Source organism: Streptomyces sp. NPDC033174, assembly GCF_055577795.1.
In genome coordinates, this window is record NZ_JBVIPQ010000006.1 from 101,061 (window position 1) to 121,510 (window position 20,450).

The following is a 20,450-nucleotide window of genomic DNA, read 5'->3' on the forward strand; positions in this document are numbered from 1 at the left end:
ATCTCTTCTTGACGCCTATCTACTTCTGTCCCATAGCTGAACGCCAGGATAGTCGTTTCCTCTTGCCGCACAGTTTTGGCGGTTTGGCCCACAAGCTGGGCGAGAGGAAGCAATTATTCCGTCACCGACATACTCTGCTTCATCTATTGAGTTGAAGAGAATCTGTTCGGCATCAGTATGGACTTGCGGCGTTAGATCGGTCTCGTATACACGCCGATAGCCAAGTTGCTTGGCCATACTTCGCAGCTTCCGGTTCGTCCCGTTATTCGCGACGGAATAAACGAGCTCACCGCCAAGCTGGCCAGTCGCGACCGTCGTGCCCTTGTCCGCTCGCGTGCCGACGCCGAACGTATCGTGAAGCGCCTTTGCATCATCAAGCAACTTCTGCGGACTGACCGTTGCGGTTGCAGCAGTTCCGTTCGATACAAGACGCCCATTGCAGTTGTGGACGAGGACAGGCACATCCCCCGCCAGCACATGGTACGTGTGCAGGCCGTCCACGCTCAGGTCGTACGTGACGCGCTGCGCCGTGTACGACTTGACCTCGACGAGCGCCGTCAGGCCACCGGCACCGTTCTGGAGCTTCTGGCCCCTCTTGAGGTCGCCGGCCTGGGTCCAGGCGTTGCGGGTGGCCTCGTAGAACTGGTGGTGCTTCGTGGTCTGGATCGTCTTCGGACCGGCCTTCGTGGCGACGACGACGTCGACGTAGTCACGGTCGGACTTGGTGACGATCACTGCCTTGACGCGGTGCTTCTCCCGCTTCTTCTTTCCGGGCTCGGCCGTCAGGACGTAGTCCCCGGCCTTGACCTTCGAGATCGGCTTGGTCGTGCCATTGGCGAGCAGCACGGCCGTCTTGCCGGTGAAGCTGTGCGGAGTGCGCACGCGGCAGGTCGTCGGAGCGTCCGGCTGGGCGTCCTGCCTCGGCGGAGTCTTCCCCTTCGGACCGCGGACGCTGCCCGCGCCGCCGAAGACGCCGCCCATCGCGGCACCGATCGCCGTGGCCTTCGCCGCGCCGCCGACGCTGCAGCCTTCCTTGCTGTTGACGCAGGAGGTGCCGTACTCGACGGCGCCGGTGGCCGCGCCTTCCGCCGCGCCGCTGGCCGCTCCGGAGAGGATCCGGCCCGCCGTGCCCGACAGGAGACGGCCCGCCGCGCCGGCCGCGAAGCCGCCCGCCGCGCCGCCGACGACGCCGGTCAGGGCGCCGACACCGACGGCCATGGCGAAGCCGCCGAGCGTCTTCGGGCCGTCGCTCATCATGTAGCCGACGCCGTTGGCCGCCGCGCCCGCGAGGGCCGCGCAACCGAGGGCGCCGACGCCGGCCGTGATGGCCGTGCAGCCCGCGAAGACCGCGATGCCGACTGCCACGGAGGCGATCGTCGAGGCGTTCTGCTTGACGAAGTTGGCGGTCGCCTTGGCCGCCTTCTTGACGGCTGTGCCGACCTTCTTGGCTGCCTTCACCACCTTCTTCGCCACGTGCTTGACCGCCTTGGCGACCTTCCGCACCGTGTGCTTGACGTGCTTGACGACCTTGTGGACGTACCGCTTGACGCGCTTGTAGGTGCGCTTGACGTAGCGCTTGACCTTTCTGACGCTGTCGTGGACGTACCGCACCGTCTTGCGGACCGCGCGGTAGGCACGGTGCACGGTCTTCTTGACCGCCCGCTTGACGACCACGGCGGCCTTCTTGACCACCGCTGCGGCCTTGTGGACCGTCGCCGTCGTCGCGTGCCACGCCGACTTGACCGTCGTGGTGACCTTGTTGGTGACCTTCTTGAAGGCCTTCTTGATGCTCTCGAACCAGTGACCGGTCGGGTCGACACCCGTCATCGGGTTGGCGTTCGCGTACGCGTAGCGGTTCGCGTTCACCGAGTCCGGCAGCGGGCTGTTGGCCGCCGTGTCACGGCTGTTGAACTGGCCGGTCTGCGGCGAGTACCAGCGTGAGGCCATGTTGACCTTCGCCGTCTCCGGGTCGGTCCAGCCCGACTGGTAGCCCAGCTGGCCGATCATGCCCTGCGACGCCGAGACCTTGCCGAACGGCGAGTACGTCGCCGAGCCGGTCAGTGCCTCGCCCGCGGCGGTGAACTGCGCCACCACGTCGGTGTGGATGTCCGTCAGCGCCAGCACGGCGGAGACCGCCGTCTTCACACCCAGCAGGGAGCCGTCCACGTTGCGGCTGTAGGACGTCACACCGTCCGAAGCCACATCGTTTCCGGCACCGCTGTACTGGAAGGAGTACAGCGGACCCGACTGCGGGTCGCTCGCGTTCAGCAGGCGGTCGAGGCCGTCGTACGCGTAGGTGCGCTCGCCCTCGTTGATCACCCGGTTGAAGGCGTCGGCCTTGATCGCGGTGGTCCTGCCACCCTCGTCCGTGACCGAGCTCATCGTGCCGCGCGCGGTGTACGCGTAGCTGCTGTGCCCGTCCGACGTGAGCCGGTTGCGGGCGTCGTAGGTGTACGTGTCGCCGCCCACGCGGGTCCGGTTGCCGGACGCGTCGTAGCCGTAGACCTCGGTCGCCGTCCCGTTGTTCCACGACGACAGACGGTTCGCCCAGTCGTACGTGTACGTGTTCGTGGACGCTCCCGCGACACCGGTCGTCGTCTTCGACGTCTCGTTGCCGTTCTCGTCCCAGCCGTAGGTGGTGGACGAGAGGACCTTGCCGGTCGGCGAGGTCAGCTTGTCGTTGGTGATCTGCTCCAGGGCGTCGTAGGTGAAGGACCGCTTGGACTTGCCGGTCCCGTAGTCGATCGACGTGACGTTGTTGTTGACGTCGTAGCCGTAGGTCATCGCGGTGCCGGTGGCGCCGTCGTTGACCGTCTTGAGCCGGCCGGCCGTGTCGTACCCGTAGGACGAGGTGCCGGACGCGTCCGTCCGCGAGGTCATCGCGCCGTCGCCGTTGTAGGCGAAGGACGAGGCACCCGAGGGGCCGGACGTGGAGAGCAGCTGGCCGCGGTCGTCGTAGGAGAAGGTGTTCTTCTCCTCACCGGCGCCCGCGACGGCCGTGACCCGGTCGTCGGCGTCGTAGTCGTAGGTGTGGTCGACCGTGGCGGCCTCCGCACCCGTACCGGACTGCTTGATCAGCCGGCCCTTGACGTCGTACTCCTGGGTGACGACCACGCCGCCGGGAGAACGCATCTCCTTCGGGCGCCCCGCGCCGTCGTACACCGTGGTGAACGTGCGGTCGGCCGCGTCCGGGTGGGACGGCGTCGACGGTTCGATCACCGACTCCGGCAGGCCCCACGCGTTGTACGTCGTCAGGAACGGGTTGCCGCGCCCGTCGGTGAAACGCGTCCGGTTGCCCGCCGCGTCGTACCCGAAGGTCGACGTGATCGACTCCGTCGCCGAGACCGGCTCCACCGCACGGGTCACGAGACCCGTCGCGTCATACGTGAGGGTGCGGGTGTGACCGCGGTAGTCGGTCACCGACACCGGGTTGCCCGCACGGTCGTAGCCGGCGCTGGTGGTGCGCAGCACCGTGCCCGTCGCGCTCAGGTCGCTCGAGGACGTCAGCTGCCCGAACCCGTCGTACGTGTTCTTCGTGCTGGTGCCGTCCGGGTCCTTCGCGGTGAGGACCTGGCCGTCCATGTCGTAGGTGAACGTGGACTTGTTGCCGGCGCCGTCGGTCGCCTCGGTGACCTCGCCCAGGGCGTTGTACGTGTACGACTGCGTGACCCCGGTCGGGGACACGGTCCGGGACAGCTCGCCGCCCGGGGCGTTGTACTCGTTGATCGCCGTGAACGCCCGCTGCGTGGGCTGGCGCACGATGTCCGTGCTGGTGACCGGTCGTCCCAGGAAGTCCCAGGTGGTCTCCTGCCGGGCGCCGTTCGGCCGGACGGCCGACAGCTGCTCACCGTTGTTGCTGTAGGCGTACGTCGTCGTACCGCCACCGGGTTCCGTGACCGAGGCCAGGGAGCCGAGCTGCGTGTACGTGTAGGTGGTGCGGTTGCCCAGCGGGTCGACCTCGGCGGTGACCTGTCCGAGCCTGTTGTACTCGTTCCAGGACGTGGCCGTGATCGGCGTCGAGGATCCCGGCGCGGTGTAGTTCGGCGCGGTGGTCGAGGACTCCTGGCCCTCCGCGTCGTACGCCGTGATCGAGACGTTGCCGCGCGGGTCGGACGACTCCGTCGGCTCACCGAAGGTGTTGTATCCGGTCATCGACACGGGACGGACGGAGACCGGGGTCCCGCCGTTCTGCTCCGCGTTGACGGTCGGCTCGGTGACGCTGGTCTGCTGACCCGCCTCGTCGTAGCCGTAGTCGGTCGTGTTGCCGTTTGCGTCGGTCACGCTCAGCGGCAGACCGCGCTGGTCCAGCTTCCAGGTGGTGCCGCGGACGGAGCTGCCCGCCGCGGGAAGCGTGCCGCCGTACACGGCGGACACCTGGGAGGCGGTCAGGGCCTCCGAGTAGACCTGGACGTCGTCGAGACCGCCCTTGTGGTTGCCTCCGTTGCCCGTCGCCCCGATCTTGTGGCGGCCGAGCTGCAGTGACCCGGTCGCCTCCCACGGGGTGGTGTACGCCGTCTCCTGGGCGAGCGTGCCGTTGACGTAGAGGCGGATCTTGCCCGCCGTCTTGTCGTAGACGCCCGTGAGGTGGGTCCAGGTGCCGGCGGTCACCGCCGCCGTGCCGGACATCGCCCGGACCAGCGTGTTGGGCTCGACGTCCTTCACGGCACGCGCGAACGTCCAGCCGTTGGCCGTCGAGTAGTAGAGCGCGAAGCCGTACGACGACGTGCCGTCCTGCGACAGCAGGGTGCGGTTCGTGGTCAGATCGGCCAGCTTGGCCCACACCGACACGGTGAAGTCGTCGCTGGTGCTGACCACCGAGCCGGTCGTCTTCGCCCACGAGGCGGAGTCTCCGTCGAAGACGGCGCTGCCACCCCGGTCGGTGTTCCAGTGCATACCGGTGCCGTGGGTACCGGTGTTGTTGGCGCCCGAGGAGTCGGCGACGGAGGAACCCGTCGTCTCGTCGAGCTTGTACCGCGCCACCGGGGCCGTCGTCCCGTCGTGGACCGTGGTCCCCGTCAGGTTGCCCAGGTTGTCGTAGCGACTGTCCTTCGTGGAGGTGTCACCCGTCGCCGGGTCCGTCTCCGTCTCCGACACGACGTTGTCGTCGGGGTCGTAGGAGACCTTCGTCGTCCGGGCGAACCCGGCCGGGTCGAGGACCGACGTCGTGGTGCGGTCGGCCGCGTCCACCGTGAAGGCGGAGGTGGTCCGGCCGTCGTTGGTCACCTGCTGGATGAGGTTGCCGGCCGCGTCGTAGGTGTTGGCCTGCTCCGTGAACGACTTCCCGGACTGCGGGTCCTTGCGGACCACGGTCGCCGAGAGACCGTCGTCGGTGTAGGTGTACGCCGTCACCCAGCCCATCGCGTCGGTGATCGACGCGAGCCGGCCGGCGGGGTCGTACGCCCGCGACTCCTGCACCAGGGTCGTCGGCGCCGAGGGGTTGCTCGGGTCGCCGCCGGTGTAGTTGAGCAGGTTGGTGGTGAGCGGACGGTTCTCGGCGTCGAAGGTGTAGGTGTTGACGTTCCCCGCGGGGTCCGTCTCCTTGACCTTGTTGCCGTAGACGTCGTACTCGAACGAGGTGGTGTCGCCGCCCGGGTCGGTCCTGGTGGCCAGCTGGTTGTACGCGGTGTACGTCATGGTCGTCGTACGGGCCGCGTCTCCGCCGGTCAGGTCGGAGACCGTCTGGGACAGGATGTTGCCGTCGGCGTCGAACCCGGTGGTCGTGCGCGCCTGGTGCACCGCGCCGGTGACCCGGTTGGTGACCGCGGGCGCCGTTTCGGTGACGACCTGGTCGTTCTTGTCGTACGTCTTCGACGTGGTCATGCCGCCGGGGTTGGCGTCCGATGTCTCGGTCTTGCTCACCTCCCGGCCGAGGTTGTCGTAGGTGAACTTCGCCTTGGCGCCGTTGGCGTCGGTGATCTCGGCGAGATCGCCGTTGGCGAAGTAGGTGTACGACGTCTTCTTGCCACCGGCCGTGACGACCTGGGCCACCAGACCGGCCGGCGCCACCGCGGTGCCGCCCTCCGCCGCCGGGGTGGTGGCGGTGGTGTAGGTCGTGGAGGCCGTGCGGCCGTTCGGGTGTCCGGGCACCGGCGGGGTGGTCACCGAGGTGAGGTTGCCGCCCGCGTCATAGGTGTTGGTCGTCAGATACGTGTTGTCGGTGGGGCCCGAGGAACGGCCGTCACGCTCGGTGAGCAACAGGTCGTTGCGCAGGTCCATCGGCGGGAACGCCGTGGTGGCGTCCGGGTAGTACGAGTAGTACTCGGTGGAGCACTTGTTGGCGGCCGTGTCCTGGCAGGTGGTCGTGGAGACCGTGTTGCCGCGGATGTCGTGGCCGGTGACGGCGCGGTTGCCGTTGGCGTCGGTCACGGTGTGCAGGAAGCCCGCCGTGTCGTAGCCGTAGGTGGTGCGCTTGCCCTCGGTGTCGATCGCGGCGAGCAGACGGTTGCCCATCTCCGCGTCGTACACGTAGGTGAGGGTCTTGTTGCTCGGATCGGTGAGCTTGACCGTGCGCACGGGGGCGACACCGGAGGACGCCTTGTACGCGGACCAGTGCTGGCCGATCTCGTCCTCGGTCAGGCCCTTGGAGTGGACGGCGACCTCGGCGATGGAGCCGGTGAAGTAGCTGACGTCACCCGGCGAGCTGTACCACTTGCTGAAGCCGGCGCCGATGAACGTACGCGACGTCGTCTGGTCGTCCGCCGCGCCCGTGCAGGTCCCCTGCTTCACACCGTCCAGGTAGAGCGTCTGGGTGGTGCCGGCCGAGGTGAGCGCCGCATGGTGCCAGGCGTTGTCGGTGACGGACGCCGTGGAGCCCAGCGTGGCGTTGCCGTTGCAGGTGCTGCTCCACCAGTGGCCGCGCAGCTTGTTGTCGGCTCCGACGTACAGCAGGTCGCTCCATGAACCACCGACACCGGCCGGGTCGTTCGGCGCCCGGGTCTGATCACTCATGATCACACCGGGCTTGGCCGTCTTGAACCACAGTTCGACGGAACGGTCCGGCTTGTTGTGCCAGACGCCGTACGGAACCTCCGCGTAGGAGCTGGTGCCGTTGAACTGGGCGGCGGTCGCGTCGCCGGTACCGAACGGTCCCGCCACTCCCTGCGTCACCGTGTTGTACGTGCCGAAGCCGGTGTGCAGTTCGTTCGCGGCCTGCGCCGCGCCCTGAGTGTCGTCCAGGCGCCAGTAGCCGGACGGCGCCGAGCCCATCACGGCCGAGCGGTACACCTGCGAGGAGCCGGTGATCGTGGCCGGGTTGAGCTTCCAGGTACCGCCGTTGCCGTCGGTGGCCTGGAGGACCAGGTCGTCGGTGGTGCCGTAGGTGACGGAGGCCTGGATCTTGCCGACCGGGGTGGTGATCTTGTTGAGCAGCCCGGCGGACCGCTTGGCGGCCTGGTACTGCGCGCCGATCACGTCGGGGGTGAGCGGCTCGGTGTAGATCGCGGCCTCGGCCAGCTGGCCGGAGAAGTGGCCGAGCTGGTCGGCGGTGTTCATCGCCGGCCAGTTGTGGGTGTTCACACCCGCGCCGAGCGAGATGTACGGGGTGTTCCAGTCCTTGATCTGGCCGGACTTGCTGCCCTGAGAGGCACCGTCCAGGTAGAGGGTCTGGGTGTTGCCCGCGCCGGTGATGACCGCCTGGTGCCACTGTCCGTCGTTGACGGAGGCGGTGGAGGTCATGGTCGTGGTGCACACACCGGTGGCGAGGCAGCCGCGCAGCTTGCCGTCGGTGCCGACGTACAGCGCCGGGGTGTTGTACACGGTGGTGCCGACGGGGTCCGCGACGCTCAGCGGCTTGTCGCCGTAGTAGAAGAGGACACCGCCCGCCTGGGTGGTCTTGAACCACAGCGAGATGGTCGTGTACGAGGGCGTGGCGCCGGGGGCGCTCGGCATCTCGACGTACGAGGTGGTGCCGTTGAACGTGGCCGTCTTCTGCGTCGAGCCGGCCAACAGACCGCTGCTGCCCAGGGTCACATTCCGGTACAGACCGTTGTACTTGCCCTGATTGGCGTCGACCGTGTCCTTGGTGACGGTCGCGCCCGCGGCCTCACCGAGGCGCCAGTACGCGTAGGGGTCGGCGTCCAGCACCGTGGTGCGGTGGTGGTTGCCGGTGGCGTAGGTGTAGAGCGTGCACTTGGCCCAGTCGGCGGGCGGGCACACCTTGGTGAGCTGGTCACCGGCGTAGCCGTACTGCCAGGTCTGGGCGGTGTTCGGGTCACCGGCCGTCGACGGGTCGGTGGCCACGGTCTCGACGTGCGGGACGGTGGCTCCGGCCGGGGTGGACCAGGCCAGCGTCAGGGAGCGCTGGGACGTGGTGTTGGTGATCTTCGTCAGCTGGCGCGAGGCGTTGTACGTGAACGTCTCGGCGCGGCCCGCGTAGTCGGTGATGCCGGAGATCGCGTAGACGCCGGTCTTGCCGGTGACCTGGGTGAAGGAGTAGGCCGTGAAGTCCTTGTCGGTCAGCTTGTAGCCGCCGGTGACGGACTCCAGACGGGCGTAGCGGCCCAGCGGGGGCACGAAGGTGCCGTCGCTGTTGCGGCCGAACGCGACCTGCTCGCCGCCCGGGTAGGTGATGGCGACGCTGGTGACCGACCCGGTGCCGTCCTTGGACTCGGCGGCCTTCATGTCGACGACCGTGGACCAGCCGGCACCGAAGGCGCTGTCGATCCGCGGGTCGATGCTGTTGTACGAGCGGTCGATCTCCAGCGACGGGCCGATGACCGGCACGTCGGCGTCGGTGTCCTCGGTGGTGTAGTTGCCGTCCGAGGGGTCGAACTCATGGCCGTCGGTGTTCTGGGCGAGGCCCGAGGTGACCGGCGGCTGGGGCACCGTGGTGGAGAACCGGCTGGCCGAGTACAGCACCGAGTCGTATCCGTCGGTGACGCTGACGTACCAGGTGTAGTTCTTGCTCCAGGTGAGCTTGCCCGCGGGGACCTTCCACGAGCGCTCGGCCGTCAGCCCGGAGGTGGCGACGGGCGTGGTGCTCGTGCTGCCGGCGTCGTACACCTCGAAGGAGTACGTCAGCGCCTCGGGCCAGTTGTCGGCGTCGCTCGCGTAGACGAGCAGCTCCGGCTGGAGGGTCTTGGCCTGGAAGTTCTCCGGCGGGTACTGGGCGTTGACCTGCGGCTTGGTGTTGGCCGTGTAGGTCAGCTCCAGGGCGGGGCGCCAGGCGGCGGTCGCCGAGTTGTCGGAGTGGAACTTCTTCCAGTGCAGGCCGTCGTTGGTCGGGGCGGTCAGGGCGAGGCCGTAGTTGGCGCCGCCCGTGGCGACCTGGTCGAACCAGGAGGTGGACAGCGCCACCGGCATCTTCACGCCGACGTCGGTGCCGCCGTCGGTGTTGGAGCAGGACGCTCCGGGCGACGGGGTGGCCGAACCGATGGCCGAGCCGTAGGTGGGGCCGGGGTAGGCCGTGACGCCCGAGGGGGTCCAGGACTGCGTGATGGGGTGGACCGAGAAGGACTCGGGGGTGCAGGTCGCCGACCAGATCGCGTAGACGTTCAGGGTGGCGGCGGAGACCCGCTGCCCCTTGAGCGTGGTGCCCAGCGAGGAGAACTGCAGGAACGAGTTCGTCTTGTTGGTGCCGGAGTCGTACGAGCCGACCTTGATCAGGTTCTCGGTGGAGTGGTCGCCACCGATCGTGTTCTGGGTGTAGGTCGAGTTGCTCGCGGTGATGGTCGGGTCGACGGTCACCGGGTAGACGCGCTCGGGGTCGTCCAGCCACTTCCGGTCGGCCGTCATCCGCAGCGCGGGCTTGCCGTCCACGGTCGTCAGCGCGTAGCTGACGGCGCTCGACCGGGCGGGGTCACCGGAGCGCGGGTCGACGGTGGAGTCCACCATGAAGGCGTGCGGGATGGTGGCGGTCACCTTGCCGTCGGCGTCGGCGAACTCCACGTCGCCGTCGTCCGCGATGCGCGGCGTGAGGCCCTTGACGTCCAGCGGGAAGATCCAGGAGTTCCCGGCGTCCGCGGAGCGCAGGACGAGGTTCTCCTTGAAGCCCTCGGCGAGCGGGACGAGCTCCAGGTCGGTCTTGGGCAGGACGCCGGCGTAGCTGAGGGTGCCGTTGGCCGCCACGGTGGGCACGGCCTTCGTGGCGCCGCGCAGCGCGTACGCGAGCGAGCGGCCGGAGCCGAAGTCGACGGAGGCGAGCTGCTGATCGGCCGCGGTGGGCGCGAACTCGACGTCGAGGGAGTTGGACCGCTCCTGGAGCCGTCCGTCCTTGTCGGCGACCAGGCGGGTGTCGATCGGCTGCCAGGTGCCGTCGCCGTCCTTGAAGTTGGCGCGGCCGGCGAAGTGGCGGACCGTGGTGGAGCCGTCGGCGTTGAGGTAGAGGTCCGACGTGGCCGTGGACTTCTTGGCGTCGCGCTTGCTGGTCCGGGCGTCGAAGCTCTTGGCCGTGCCCCGGACCTTGCCCGTGGTCGCCGTGCCGGGGGTGTCGACGTACCGCTTGTAGGGGTCGAGCTCGCCCTTGCCCTTGCCGGGCTTGCGGCCGGCGCGGCCCTCGGTGCTGGTGGCGTCGGCCGAGGCGTGGTGACTCTTGCCCCGGGCGGTGCCGCCGCGCTGGTCGGGGGTGTCCAGCGGGGACTTGCTGGCCCAGTCCAGCAAGCCGGATATGGACAGTTCGGGCATGCTCAGCGCGGGCAGGGTGGCGCCGGTGGCCGCCGCTGTCTCGGTCGTGAGCATGAAGGAGAAGAAGAACAGGACGGAAAGAGCCGTAGCCCTCGCTCTGCGTCTGCCGGTGCGACCCGGCGGGAAGAGGCGAGGGCTACGGACCCAACGAACGCGCATGGGCGAGCCTTTACTTACACGATGCTTACAAGAGCTTCGCGAGCCTGCCTGATGCGCGCACACAAGTGCTAGCCGAGATCGGCGGCTTTGCTCGATCTTTACCCGACACGCTGAAGAGACGCTTGAGCGTTACGCTTTTGCTGCCTTGACGGCCTGCCGGATGGCCTCCGCGACGGCCTCCTGGAGCCCGTCACCGGACTTGGCGACCGTGACATTTCCGGCAGTTGACGCCCCGTCGACCACGACGAATCGCGCCTTGGGGTACTGCTTCGCCCCATTTTGCGTCACTTCCACCTGAGGGGCACCGACCGCGAGCACGACCTCGCACTGGCGCTGCATCAGGCCGTTGAAGAACGGGCGGGCGTTGGCCGCCGACCGCTCCCCCATGACCGGCACGAAGGTGACCCGGGCGCGGGTCTCCAGGGACGCCTTCTGCATCCCCTCCCACACCGGAGCGGCGGCGGACCCGGAGACGATGCCCTTCTCGTCCGTCAGCAGGCAGGCGTCGAAGTCCATGTACTGCCGCGCCCGCGGGTCCGGAGGCCCGTCCTGCTTCCCGCCAACGAACAGCCACACGGCCACCAGCCCCAGGACCAGCACCGCGGCACTGGCCGCGGCCCACCCCCTGCGGCCCCGCAGGGCGGCGGCGGTCGCGGCCAGCACCTGCGCGACTCCCGCGCCGGACCCGCTTTCCTCGGTGTTCGCCTGATTTCTCCAGGTACGTCTGGTCTTCATCGCGCGTCGTCCGCCTGCCGCTTGAGGAGCAGGCAGTGCGCCGAGGCTCCGAGCGTGGACACGAACAGCAGCAGGACGTCGGCGGCGAACTGCGCGCCGTGGGTCTCGTCCGGCGTGAGCGCGATCTGGAACGCCCAGGCGACCGACACGGCGGTGAAGACCACGGCGGCCAGCCAGTCGGCGCGACCGCCCCGCCGCCAGGCGAGGACCAGCGACGGCACGGCACCCAGCAGCCCGAGGCTCAGGACCGGCACGGCCGCCAGCAGGACCCGGGGAAGCGGCCCGGGCACGGCGTTCCTCTCGGGGAGGGCCACAGCTTCGGTGGCGACGGCGTCCTTCACGATCGGCTACCTTTCGGAATGTACGACTACGGTTGTGGGGACGCCGTACGGTACATCCCACCGGGCCGTGGGTCAGCCCCGGGCTCCCTCAGCCGCCGCACTGCTGGAGCATCATCCGCTTGTCCGCCGCCGTCACCGGCATCTCGTACTTGCGGGCGACCTGGGCGAAGCGGACCACGTACGCGCACCTGACCTGCTTGTTCGGGGGAAGCCAGGAGGCCGGCCCCGAGTCGCCCTTGGAGGAGTTGGCGCGGCCCTCGACCGGCAGCAGGTTGAGCACGTCGTTCGCCAGCTGCCTGCGCTTGGCGGCCGGCCAGCGGGCCGAGCCCATCTGCCAGCTGTACGACAGCGGGACCACGTGGTCGATCTGCACCTCGGCGGCCTTCTCCTTGCGCCACTCGATGGTCCTGCCGGTGTACGGATCGTGCAGCGTCATGGCGACCACCACACAGTCGGAACCGGCGCGCAGGCGCCGGTCCAGGCCGTCGCGGTTCAGCAAGTCGTTGCGGGTGTCGCAGCCGTTGCGCGCCAGGGGCACCCCGTCGGCGGTGTCCAGCCAGGCGTGGCCGAACTCGTCGCGCGCGTACCCCGTCTTGGGGCTACGGCCCTTCGTCGCCAGGGTGCCGATGAGTTCACGGCCCTTGGCCTCGTCGCCGCCCGGGGCTATGGGCGCGAGGCCGGGCCCGGTCCCGTCCGGGTTCACCAGGGGGCTCACCGAACGCCCGTGGGAGCCGTCCCCGCGAGCGCCGGACGCGGGCCCGTCCGTCCCGAGGGACTCGCATCCCGACGCCAAGGACGCGACGGCCGCGGCGGTCAGCAGCACGAGCACGGGCCGGTGTGTACGGGCTCGTCCCCCGATGTCCGACTTCCTGCCCCAGTCGGTACGCACAGAACCCCACCCCGCCCATGTCGTCGCACACGCCCTCGCACATGCCGTCGCACATGCCGTCAGAACCGCATACCCCGCTGCGAAGGATAGAGACGGCCGGAACCGGCATCGGAACCAGGCCGAGGCCGTGGCCCCGCCGCCCGCCGACGGCTCGCCGAGCGGAATCGGGAGGGGGCGCGTAGCGTCGAATGCGCCGTATGTCCCCTCCCTAAGGAGACACAGATGGGGATTTTCGACCGGTTCAAGGGCCAGGGGCGTCACAAGGCCAAGGACATGTCCGACGCCGCTGAGCAGAAGATCAACGAGAGGACCGGCAACAAGTACTCCGACAAGGTCAACGAGGGCCAGGAGCAGATGGAGCGCAGGCTCGGCATGCCCGACAAGCCTGAGCAGCCTCCGACCTGATCCGGCACCCTCGTCGCCCGTCCGCGAAGGGCCTTTGGGCCTTCGCGGACGGGTCCGCGCCGGGCCGCCCCGGCGCCACGCGCCTCACACCTTGCCGATCCCCAGGGTGTTGACGGCCGGCAGCAGCCCGGAGGAGATCATCGCCAGCCACGGTTCGCCCAGCAGGTCGGCGAGCCGTGCGGTGACGTCCGCGCCGAGCGCGGCCCAGGGTCCGGCGGCCAGTTCGTCCGTCTCGCGCTCGATCCGCTCGCGCAGCGCCCGCCCGGCCTCGGTGGCCGTGCCGTCGTCGTTCAGCAGCCCCCGGCCGGCCAGCCGCTCCCGCGCGGCCGCCCACTCCTTCTCGCTCCAGCCGCGGCTCGCGAAGACCTCCACCGGCGCGGCGCCGATCGCCGCGAAGGAGACCAGCGACTCGACGGGGTCGAGCCCGGCCCGCAGCAGGGCCTCCAGATGGCCGTCGCCACGGTGCTCGCGCAGAATCGTCGCGGCCTGCCACAGCACCAGGTGCGGCGCGTCGGGCCAGGCCAGAGCCGCGTTGGCGGCTGCGAGGCGCCGTCCGGCCACCACCGCCGCCTCGGCGGCGCGACGGGCCGTCGCCGCGGCCTCGGCAACAGCCGGGGAGTCGACGGCGTCACCGAGGATCGCCCGGTAGGCGCGGTCCACGGCCCGCAGCCGGGCGGCGAGTACATCGGCGGGCGCCGCGATCCGCCAGGCCCGCGGCACATAGCGGGCGACCATGTCCTGGCTGAAGCTGTAGAAGGCCGAGGTCACGGCCCCCGCCCCCACCTCGCCCAGCGGGGCGGCGCGCCACGCGAAGTAGCTCGGCCAGCGTTCGTCGGTGCCGTAGCCGAGGGCGGCGGCCTCCTCGAAGGACTCGGGGGCGTAGTACAGGACGGCGTGCAGGGGCTCCAGCAGGTGCCACATCTGCCGTACGCGCCCCAGGTCCACGCCGGTCCCACTCTGCTCGCCCAGCTGACCGATCCCGCCGGTCCCGCCTTCGCCGTTCCCCGTGCCCTCGTTCATGACGCCCTCCTCCGCGCTGCCCCAATCTTGACACTGCCAAGATTGACCCCGGACGGCAAACTTGTCAATGCCTAGATTCGGCGTAGGCTGGAGTCCATGACCAGCCCGCGCTCGTACCACCACGGCGATCTGCGGCGGGCCGTGCTCGCCGCCGCCCTCGACGTCATCGCCACCGAGGGCCCGTCCGCGCTGAGCCTGCGCGACCTGGCCCGGCGCGCCGGTGTCTCCCACGCCGCCCCGGCCCACCACTTCAAGGACCGCGCGGGGCTGCTCACCGCCGTGGCCACCGAGGGCTACGACCTCCTGGCCGAGGCCCTCGGAGAGGCCGCGGACCTGCGGGACGCCGGCGTCCGCTACGTCCGCTTCGCCACCGAGCACCCCGCGCACTTCCAGGTGATGTTCCAGCCGGACCTCCACCACCCCGACGACCCCGGGCTGCTGGCCGCCAAGTCCCGCGCCGCCGAAAGGCTGCGCGCCGGTGTCACCGGCGTCCCCGCCGAGGGCCGGGGCCCCGACGCCCGTACGGCGGGAGTCGCCGCCTGGTCCCTGGCCCACGGATTCGCGACGCTGCTGCTCAGCCACAACCTGGAGGGGCCGCTGGGTGACCGGGACCCGGGGGAAATGTTCCGGTCGCTCACCGCGTTCCTGTTCAAAGCCGACGCCTCTGCCTCCGGAGATCCGTGATGACCACCGAGAACCCGGACACCCAGCGCACCTGGGAGCCGACCGCCGCCGGAGTGATCCGGCTGCCCTCCGGGCGTCTGGTCCGGGGACGCGGCCTCCGCCTGCCGCTGCCGCCCGGCCCCACGCCCGACTTCGGCGTCTATCTGCTCGGCAGGAAGCCACCCGAGATGCCGTGGGAGTCGGTCTGGCTGCACTGGCCCGACTTCTGGCTGCCCAGCAGCCGCACGACGGCCCGCGCCGTCTTCGGAGAGGCCCTGGACCGGGCCGCCACCGAGCGCGTCGAGTTCGTCTGCGGCGGCGGTCGCGGACGTACGGGCACGGCGCTGGCCTGCCTCGCCGTCCTCGACGGCATCCCCGCCGACGAGGCGGTGGCCTATGTACGGGAGAACTACAACTCCCAGGCCGTCGAAACCCCCTGGCAGAAGAGGTACGTCCGGCACTTCTCCTCGTGACGTTCCAAGTCCCCCGGGAATAGCGGGAGTCGGCTCTCGCTTGTAGGTGTCGCCTGCACCTGATCACCGGGATGGGCGCCGGGCGTACAAGGGGGAAGACACATGACACCGACTCGTTCCATACAGCGCGCGGGTGTCGCGCTGCTCGCCGCGACGACTCTGCTCGCCCTGCCCGTCGTCGGCGCGGAGGGCTCGACCGCCGGCTCCGGCGCCGTGGCGGCCGAGTACAAGGGCGGTTCCTGGCAGGGCGCCTGGGCCACCTCGCCGCAGTCGCCGACCGCGCCCTTCGGGCCGAACTGGTCCGAGCAGGGCTTCTCCCACCACACCGTCCGGCAGGTCGTGCGGGTCAGCAAGGGGGGCACCAAGGCCCGTATCGAGCTGTCCAACCGCTACGGCACGACGCCCCTGCGGATCACCGGCGCGACGGTGGCCCGTACCGACAAGGGAGCCTCGGTGCAGGCCGGTTCGGTGCGGCAGCTGACCTTCGGCAAGGGACGGTCCGTCACGGTCCCGGTCGGCGGCAGGATCACCAGCGACGGTGTGCCGTTCGAGGTCGAGGCGCTGGAGTCGGTGACCGTCACCCTGTACCTGGCCGCCCCGACCGGGCCCGCCACCTTCCACACGTTCGCCGGGGCCACCAGCTACCGCGCGCAGGGCGACCACCGCTCCGACCGCGACGGTGCGGCGTTCACGGAGACCAGCGACTCCTGGTACTACCTGACCGGGGTCGAGGTCAGCGGGGACAGGTCCGCGCGCCGGAACGGCGTGGTCGCCTTCGGTGACTCCATCACCGACGGCGTCGGCTCCACGCCGAACGCCAACAACCGCTACCCCGACGAACTGGCCGAGCGCCTCGCCGCCGCCGGAAGGCCGCGCAGCGTCCTCAACCAGGGGATCGGCGGCAACCAGGTCGTCAACGACACGACCTGGGCCGGCGAGAAGGGCATCGCCCGCTTCAAGAAAGACGTGCTGAGCGAGCCGGGCGTCGGCACGGTCATCGTGCTCGAGGGCATCAACGACATCGGCGGCAGCGGTCCCGCCTACCCCGGCGGCCCCACCCCCGAGGTCTCGGTCGAGAAGCTGATCGAGGGCCACCGGGCGCTGATCCGCCAGGCGCACGCCAAGGGCATCAAGGCGATCGGCGCGACCCTCACACCGATCAAGGGCTCGTTCTACGACGACGCCGCGAAGGCCAACGAGGCCAAGCGCGACGCGTTCAACCACTGGATGCGCACCTCGGGCGAGTACGACGCGGTCGTCGACTTCGACCGTGCCGTCGCCGACCCCGCCGACCCGGACCGCATCCTCCCGGCCTACGACTCGGGCGACAAGCTGCACCCGAGCGACGCCGGATACCGCGCGATGGCCGAGGCGCTGGACCTGAACACGCTCTGACCCCGCGGACACCACGGCCGAGGCCGGTCACGCCCCGCTCGGGCGCGACCGGCCTCGGTCCGTTCTCTCCCGGCCCGTTCGGGCGCGAGTGCCGCGCGTGCGGTGCTACGACCCGAGGATCGTCGTCAGGAACTCGCCCGTCCACGCCAGCAGTTCACGCCCGATCACCGGCTTGCCGCCGATCTTCCCCGCCGTCGGGCGCGGAACCAGGATCTGGTGGACGGCCGGCTTGATGACCGTACGCGGATACAGCCGCTTCAGCCGCAGCTCCTGCGACTCGCGCAACTCCACCGGCGCGAAGCGGATGTTCGGCCCCTGCAGAACGATCTCACCGACGCCGCACGCCCGGGCCAGCATCCGCAGGCCCGCCACGAGCAGCAGGTTCTCGACCGGCTCCGGCAGCTTGCCGTAGCGGTCGGTGAGCTCCTCGCGGACGGCCTTGATGTCGTCCTCGGAGTTGGCGGAGGCGATCGCGCGGTACGCCTGCAGACGCAGCCGCTCGCCCGGCGCGTAGTCGTGCGGGACGTGCGCGTCGACCGGCAGCTCGATCTTGACCTCCAGCGGCGGCTCCTCCTCGGCACCGCCCTCCAGCGAAGCCCGGTAGTCCGCCACCGCCTCGCCGACCATGCGGACGTACAGGTCGAAGCCGACGCCCGCGATGTGGCCGGACTGTTCGCCGCCCAGCAGGTTGCCCGCGCCCCGGATCTCCAGGTCCTTCATCGCCACGTACATGCCCGCGCCCATCTCGGTGTGCTGGGCGATCGTGGCGAGCCGCTCGTGCGCGGTCTCGGTCAGCGGCTTCTCCGGCGGATAGAGGAAGTACGCGTAACCGCGGTCCCGCCCCCGGCCCACGCGGCCGCGCAGCTGGTGGAGCTGCGACAGGCCGAAGTTGTCACCGCGTTCGACGATGAGCGTGTTGGCGTTGGAGATGTCGATGCCGGACTCGACGATCGTCGTCGAGACGAGCACGTCGAACTTCTTCTCCCAGAAGTCGACGACGACCTGCTCCAGCGCCGCCTCCCCCATCTGACCGTGGGCGATCTGGATCCGCGCCTCGGGGACGATGTCCCGCAGCCGGGCCGCCGCCCGGTCGATGGACTCGACGCGGTTGTGGATGTAGAAGACCTGGCCCTCGCGCAGCAGTTCACGGCGGACCGCCGCGCCGATCTGCTTCTCCTCGTACGGGCCGACGAAGGTGAGCACCGGGTGGCGCTCCTCCGGCGGGGTGGTGATCGTCGACATCTCGCGGATGCCGGTGACCGCCATCTCCAGGGTGCGGGGAATGGGCGTCGCGGACATCGTCAGGACGTCGACGTTGGCGCGGAGCTTCTTCAGCTGCTCCTTGTGTTCCACACCGAAGCGCTGCTCCTCGTCGACGATGACCAGGCCCAGGTCCTTGAACTTCGTCTCGGAGGAGAAGAGCCGGTGCGTGCCGATGACGATGTCGACGGAGCCCTCGCGCAGCCCCTCCAGCGTCGCCTTCGACTCGGTCTCCGACTGGAAGCGGCTGAGTGCCCGGACGTTCACCGGGAACTGCGCGTACCGCTCCGAGAACGTGCCGAAGTGCTGCTGCACGAGCAGGGTCGTCGGCACCAGGACGGCGACCTGCTTGCCGTCCTGGACCGCCTTGAAGGCGGCGCGGACCGCGATCTCCGTCTTGCCGTAACCCACGTCGCCGCAGATCAGCCGGTCCATGGGGACCGTCTTCTCCATGTCCTCCTTCACCTCGGCGATGGTGGACAGCTGGTCGGGGGTCTCCACGTACGGGAAGGCGTCCTCCAGCTCGCGCTGCCAGGGGGTGTCGGGACCGAAGGCGTGGCCGGGCGCCGCCATACGGGCCGAGTACAGCTTGATCAGGTCCGCGGCGATCTCCTTGACCGCCTTCTTCGCGCGCGCCTTCGTCTTCGTCCAGTCGGCGCCGCCGAGCCGGTGCAGGGTCGGCGCCTCTCCGCCCACGTACTTGGTGACCTGCTCCAACTGGTCGGTGGGGATGTACAGCCGGTCGCCGGGCTGGCCGCGCTTGGCGGGGGCGTACTCCACCAGCAGATACTCGCGGGTCGCGCCCTGGACCGTGCGCTGCACCATCTCGATGTACCGGCCGACGCCGTGCTGCTCGTGGACGATGTAGTCGCCGACCTCCAGGGTCAGCGGGTCGATGGTCTTGCGGCGCCGGGTCGGCATCCGCTGGCCGTCCTTGCCTGCGGCCTTCTGTCCGGACAGGTCCGTCTCGGTCAGCACGGCCAGCTTCAGGCCCGCGTCGATGAAGCCGTAATCGATCGAGCCGCAGGCGACATGGACGACCGACGGGACGATCTCCCTGAGGTCTGCCTCGAGGCGGGCGGCGATGCCCTCACCGCCGAGGACCTCGACGGTGCGGGCCGCCGGGCCGTGCGCCTCGGTCACATAGACCGTGCGCCAGCCGTCGGCGAGCCAGCCCTTGGTGTCGGCGAGGGCCCGCGCGGTGTCACCCCGGTACGCCTCCGGGGCGTGCATGCCGAGCTTCACGGTGGCGTCGTCGAGGCTCTCGTCGGCCGCGAAGGGCGAGATCGACCACCACATCATGCCCAGCTCGCGCGCCCGGTCACGGACGTCCGCGATGCCCCACAGGGACGCAGCGCCGACGTCGATGGGGGCCTCGCCGCCCCCGGCGGTCGCCGCCCACGAGGCCTGGAGGAACTCCTGCGACGTCGCCACCAGGTCGGCCGCCCGGGTCCGCACCCGCTCCGGGTCGCAGACCACGGCCATGGACCCGGCCGGCATCACATCGAGCAACAGCTCCATGTCGTCGACGAGCACCGGCGCGAGCGATTCCATGCCCTCGACGGCGATACCCTCGGCGATCTTGCCGAGCAGTTCGCCGAGCTCGGGGTGGAGCTGGGCGAGAGCGGCCGCCCGCTCCCGTACCTGGTCGGTCAGCAGCAGCTCACGGCAGGGAGGCGCCCACAGTCCGTGCTCGGCGATCTCCAGGGACCGCTGGTCGGCGACCTTGAAGTACCGGATCTCCTCGATGTCGTCGCCCCAGAACTCGATCCGGAGCGGGTGTTCCTCGGTCGCCGGGAAGACATCGAGGATGCCGCCGCGCACGGCGAACTCGCCGCGCTTCTCGACCAGCTCGACCCGGGAGTACGCGGCCGCCGCGAGCCCCTCCACGATCGTGTTCAGATCGGCGCTCTCGCCGCTGCGCAGGGCGACGGGTTCCAGGTCACCGAGGCCCTTGACCTGCGGCTGGAGCACGGAGCGTACGGGCGCCACGACCACCGACACCGGGCCGGTGGCCGGGTCGTCCTTCGAGGGGTGCGCGAGCCGGCGCAGCACCGCGAGGCGGCGGCCGACGGTGTCGGAGCGCGGCGAGAGCCGCTCGTGCGGCAGGGTCTCCCAGGAGGGGTAGTCGACGACGGTGTCCGGGTCGAGGAGGCTGCGCAGGGCCGCCGCCAGGTCCTCGGCCTCCCGGCCGGTGGCCGTCACGGCGAGCACCGGCCGGCCGGAGTCGCGGGCCAGCGCGGCGATGGCGAAGGGACGGGCGGCCGGGGGGCCGACCAGGTCGACATGGTGCTGATGACCGTCGGCCGCGGCCTTCACCGCCCCGGTGAGCGCCGGATCACGTACTACGGCGTCGAGCAGACCGTACAGACTCATGAAGGACATCCATCCGGGATTCCGAGGGGCGGGCAACGCGAACCGCCCGACACGTCGAACGGGCCGGGGGTTCCCAGACTACGCCCAGACCTCGTGCGTCACCCTGTCAACCCG

The 20,450-nt window shown here is 69.9% G+C and carries 10 protein-coding genes; 4 read left to right on the plus strand and 6 right to left on the minus strand.

All coding sequences use genetic code 11. The features are described 5' to 3' along the window. Nucleotides 1-15: 15 nt before the first annotated feature. The 4 genes from ACZ5VC_RS20270 to ACZ5VC_RS20285 form a co-directional block, all read right to left on the minus strand. Entirely contained in the window at nt 16-10,674 is a 10,659-nt protein-coding gene (locus tag ACZ5VC_RS20270; RefSeq protein WP_469121404.1) for a LamG-like jellyroll fold domain-containing protein, read from the minus strand. 234 nt (nt 10,675-10,908) lie between these two features. Further along, the gene (locus ACZ5VC_RS20275; protein WP_469121405.1) at nt 10,909-11,514 is read right to left on the minus strand and encodes a type 1 periplasmic-binding domain-containing protein; all 606 of its coding nucleotides are present in this window, start codon (nt 11,512-11,514) and stop codon (nt 10,909-10,911) included. Further along, the gene (locus tag ACZ5VC_RS20280) at nt 11,511-11,855 is read right to left on the minus strand and encodes a hypothetical protein (protein ID WP_469121406.1); all 345 of its coding nucleotides are present in this window, start codon (nt 11,853-11,855) and stop codon (nt 11,511-11,513) included. Before ACZ5VC_RS20280 ends, ACZ5VC_RS20275 begins: the two co-directional genes overlap by 4 nt. Nucleotides 11,856-11,943: 88 nt before the next feature. Next, nucleotides 11,944-12,684, minus strand: a complete 741-nt coding sequence (locus ACZ5VC_RS20285) for an HNH endonuclease family protein (RefSeq protein ID WP_469121407.1) — start codon at nt 12,682-12,684, stop codon at nt 11,944-11,946. Between the two features lie 282 nt (nt 12,685-12,966). On the opposite strand from ACZ5VC_RS20285, the gene ACZ5VC_RS20290 reads away from it, so the two are divergent. Further along, complete coding sequence (locus tag ACZ5VC_RS20290; RefSeq protein WP_468710316.1) at nt 12,967-13,149, plus strand: antitoxin; 183 nt, start codon at nt 12,967-12,969, stop codon at nt 13,147-13,149. 84 nt (nt 13,150-13,233) lie between these two features. Here the strand turns inward: ACZ5VC_RS20290 and ACZ5VC_RS20295 are convergent, their stop codons facing one another. After that, complete coding sequence (locus ACZ5VC_RS20295) at nt 13,234-14,070, minus strand: SCO6745 family protein (RefSeq protein ID WP_469121725.1); 837 nt, start codon at nt 14,068-14,070, stop codon at nt 13,234-13,236. Between the two features lie 195 nt (nt 14,071-14,265). On the opposite strand from ACZ5VC_RS20295, the gene ACZ5VC_RS20300 reads away from it, so the two are divergent. From ACZ5VC_RS20300 to ACZ5VC_RS20310, 3 genes are all read left to right on the plus strand, one after another. Further along, a complete protein-coding gene (locus ACZ5VC_RS20300; protein WP_469121408.1) occupies nt 14,266-14,853 on the plus strand; it encodes a TetR/AcrR family transcriptional regulator in 588 nt (195 codons plus the stop codon). Beyond that, nucleotides 14,853-15,305 (plus strand): phosphatase domain-containing protein, encoded by a 453-nt coding sequence (locus tag ACZ5VC_RS20305; RefSeq protein WP_469121409.1) that lies wholly within the window; start codon nt 14,853-14,855, stop codon nt 15,303-15,305. Before ACZ5VC_RS20300 ends, ACZ5VC_RS20305 begins: the two co-directional genes overlap by 1 nt. Nucleotides 15,306-15,407: 102 nt before the next feature. Then, nucleotides 15,408-16,700 (plus strand): SGNH/GDSL hydrolase family protein, encoded by a 1,293-nt coding sequence (locus ACZ5VC_RS20310; RefSeq protein WP_469121410.1) that lies wholly within the window; start codon nt 15,408-15,410, stop codon nt 16,698-16,700. Nucleotides 16,701-16,805: 105 nt separating this feature from the next. Here the strand turns inward: ACZ5VC_RS20310 and mfd are convergent, their stop codons facing one another. Further along, nucleotides 16,806-20,336 carry a transcription-repair coupling factor gene (mfd, locus tag ACZ5VC_RS20315; RefSeq protein WP_469121411.1) on the minus strand — a complete coding sequence of 1,177 codons (3,531 nt, stop codon included), beginning with the start codon at nt 20,334-20,336 and terminating at the stop codon, nt 16,806-16,808. Nucleotides 20,337-20,450: the final 114 nt, after the last annotated feature.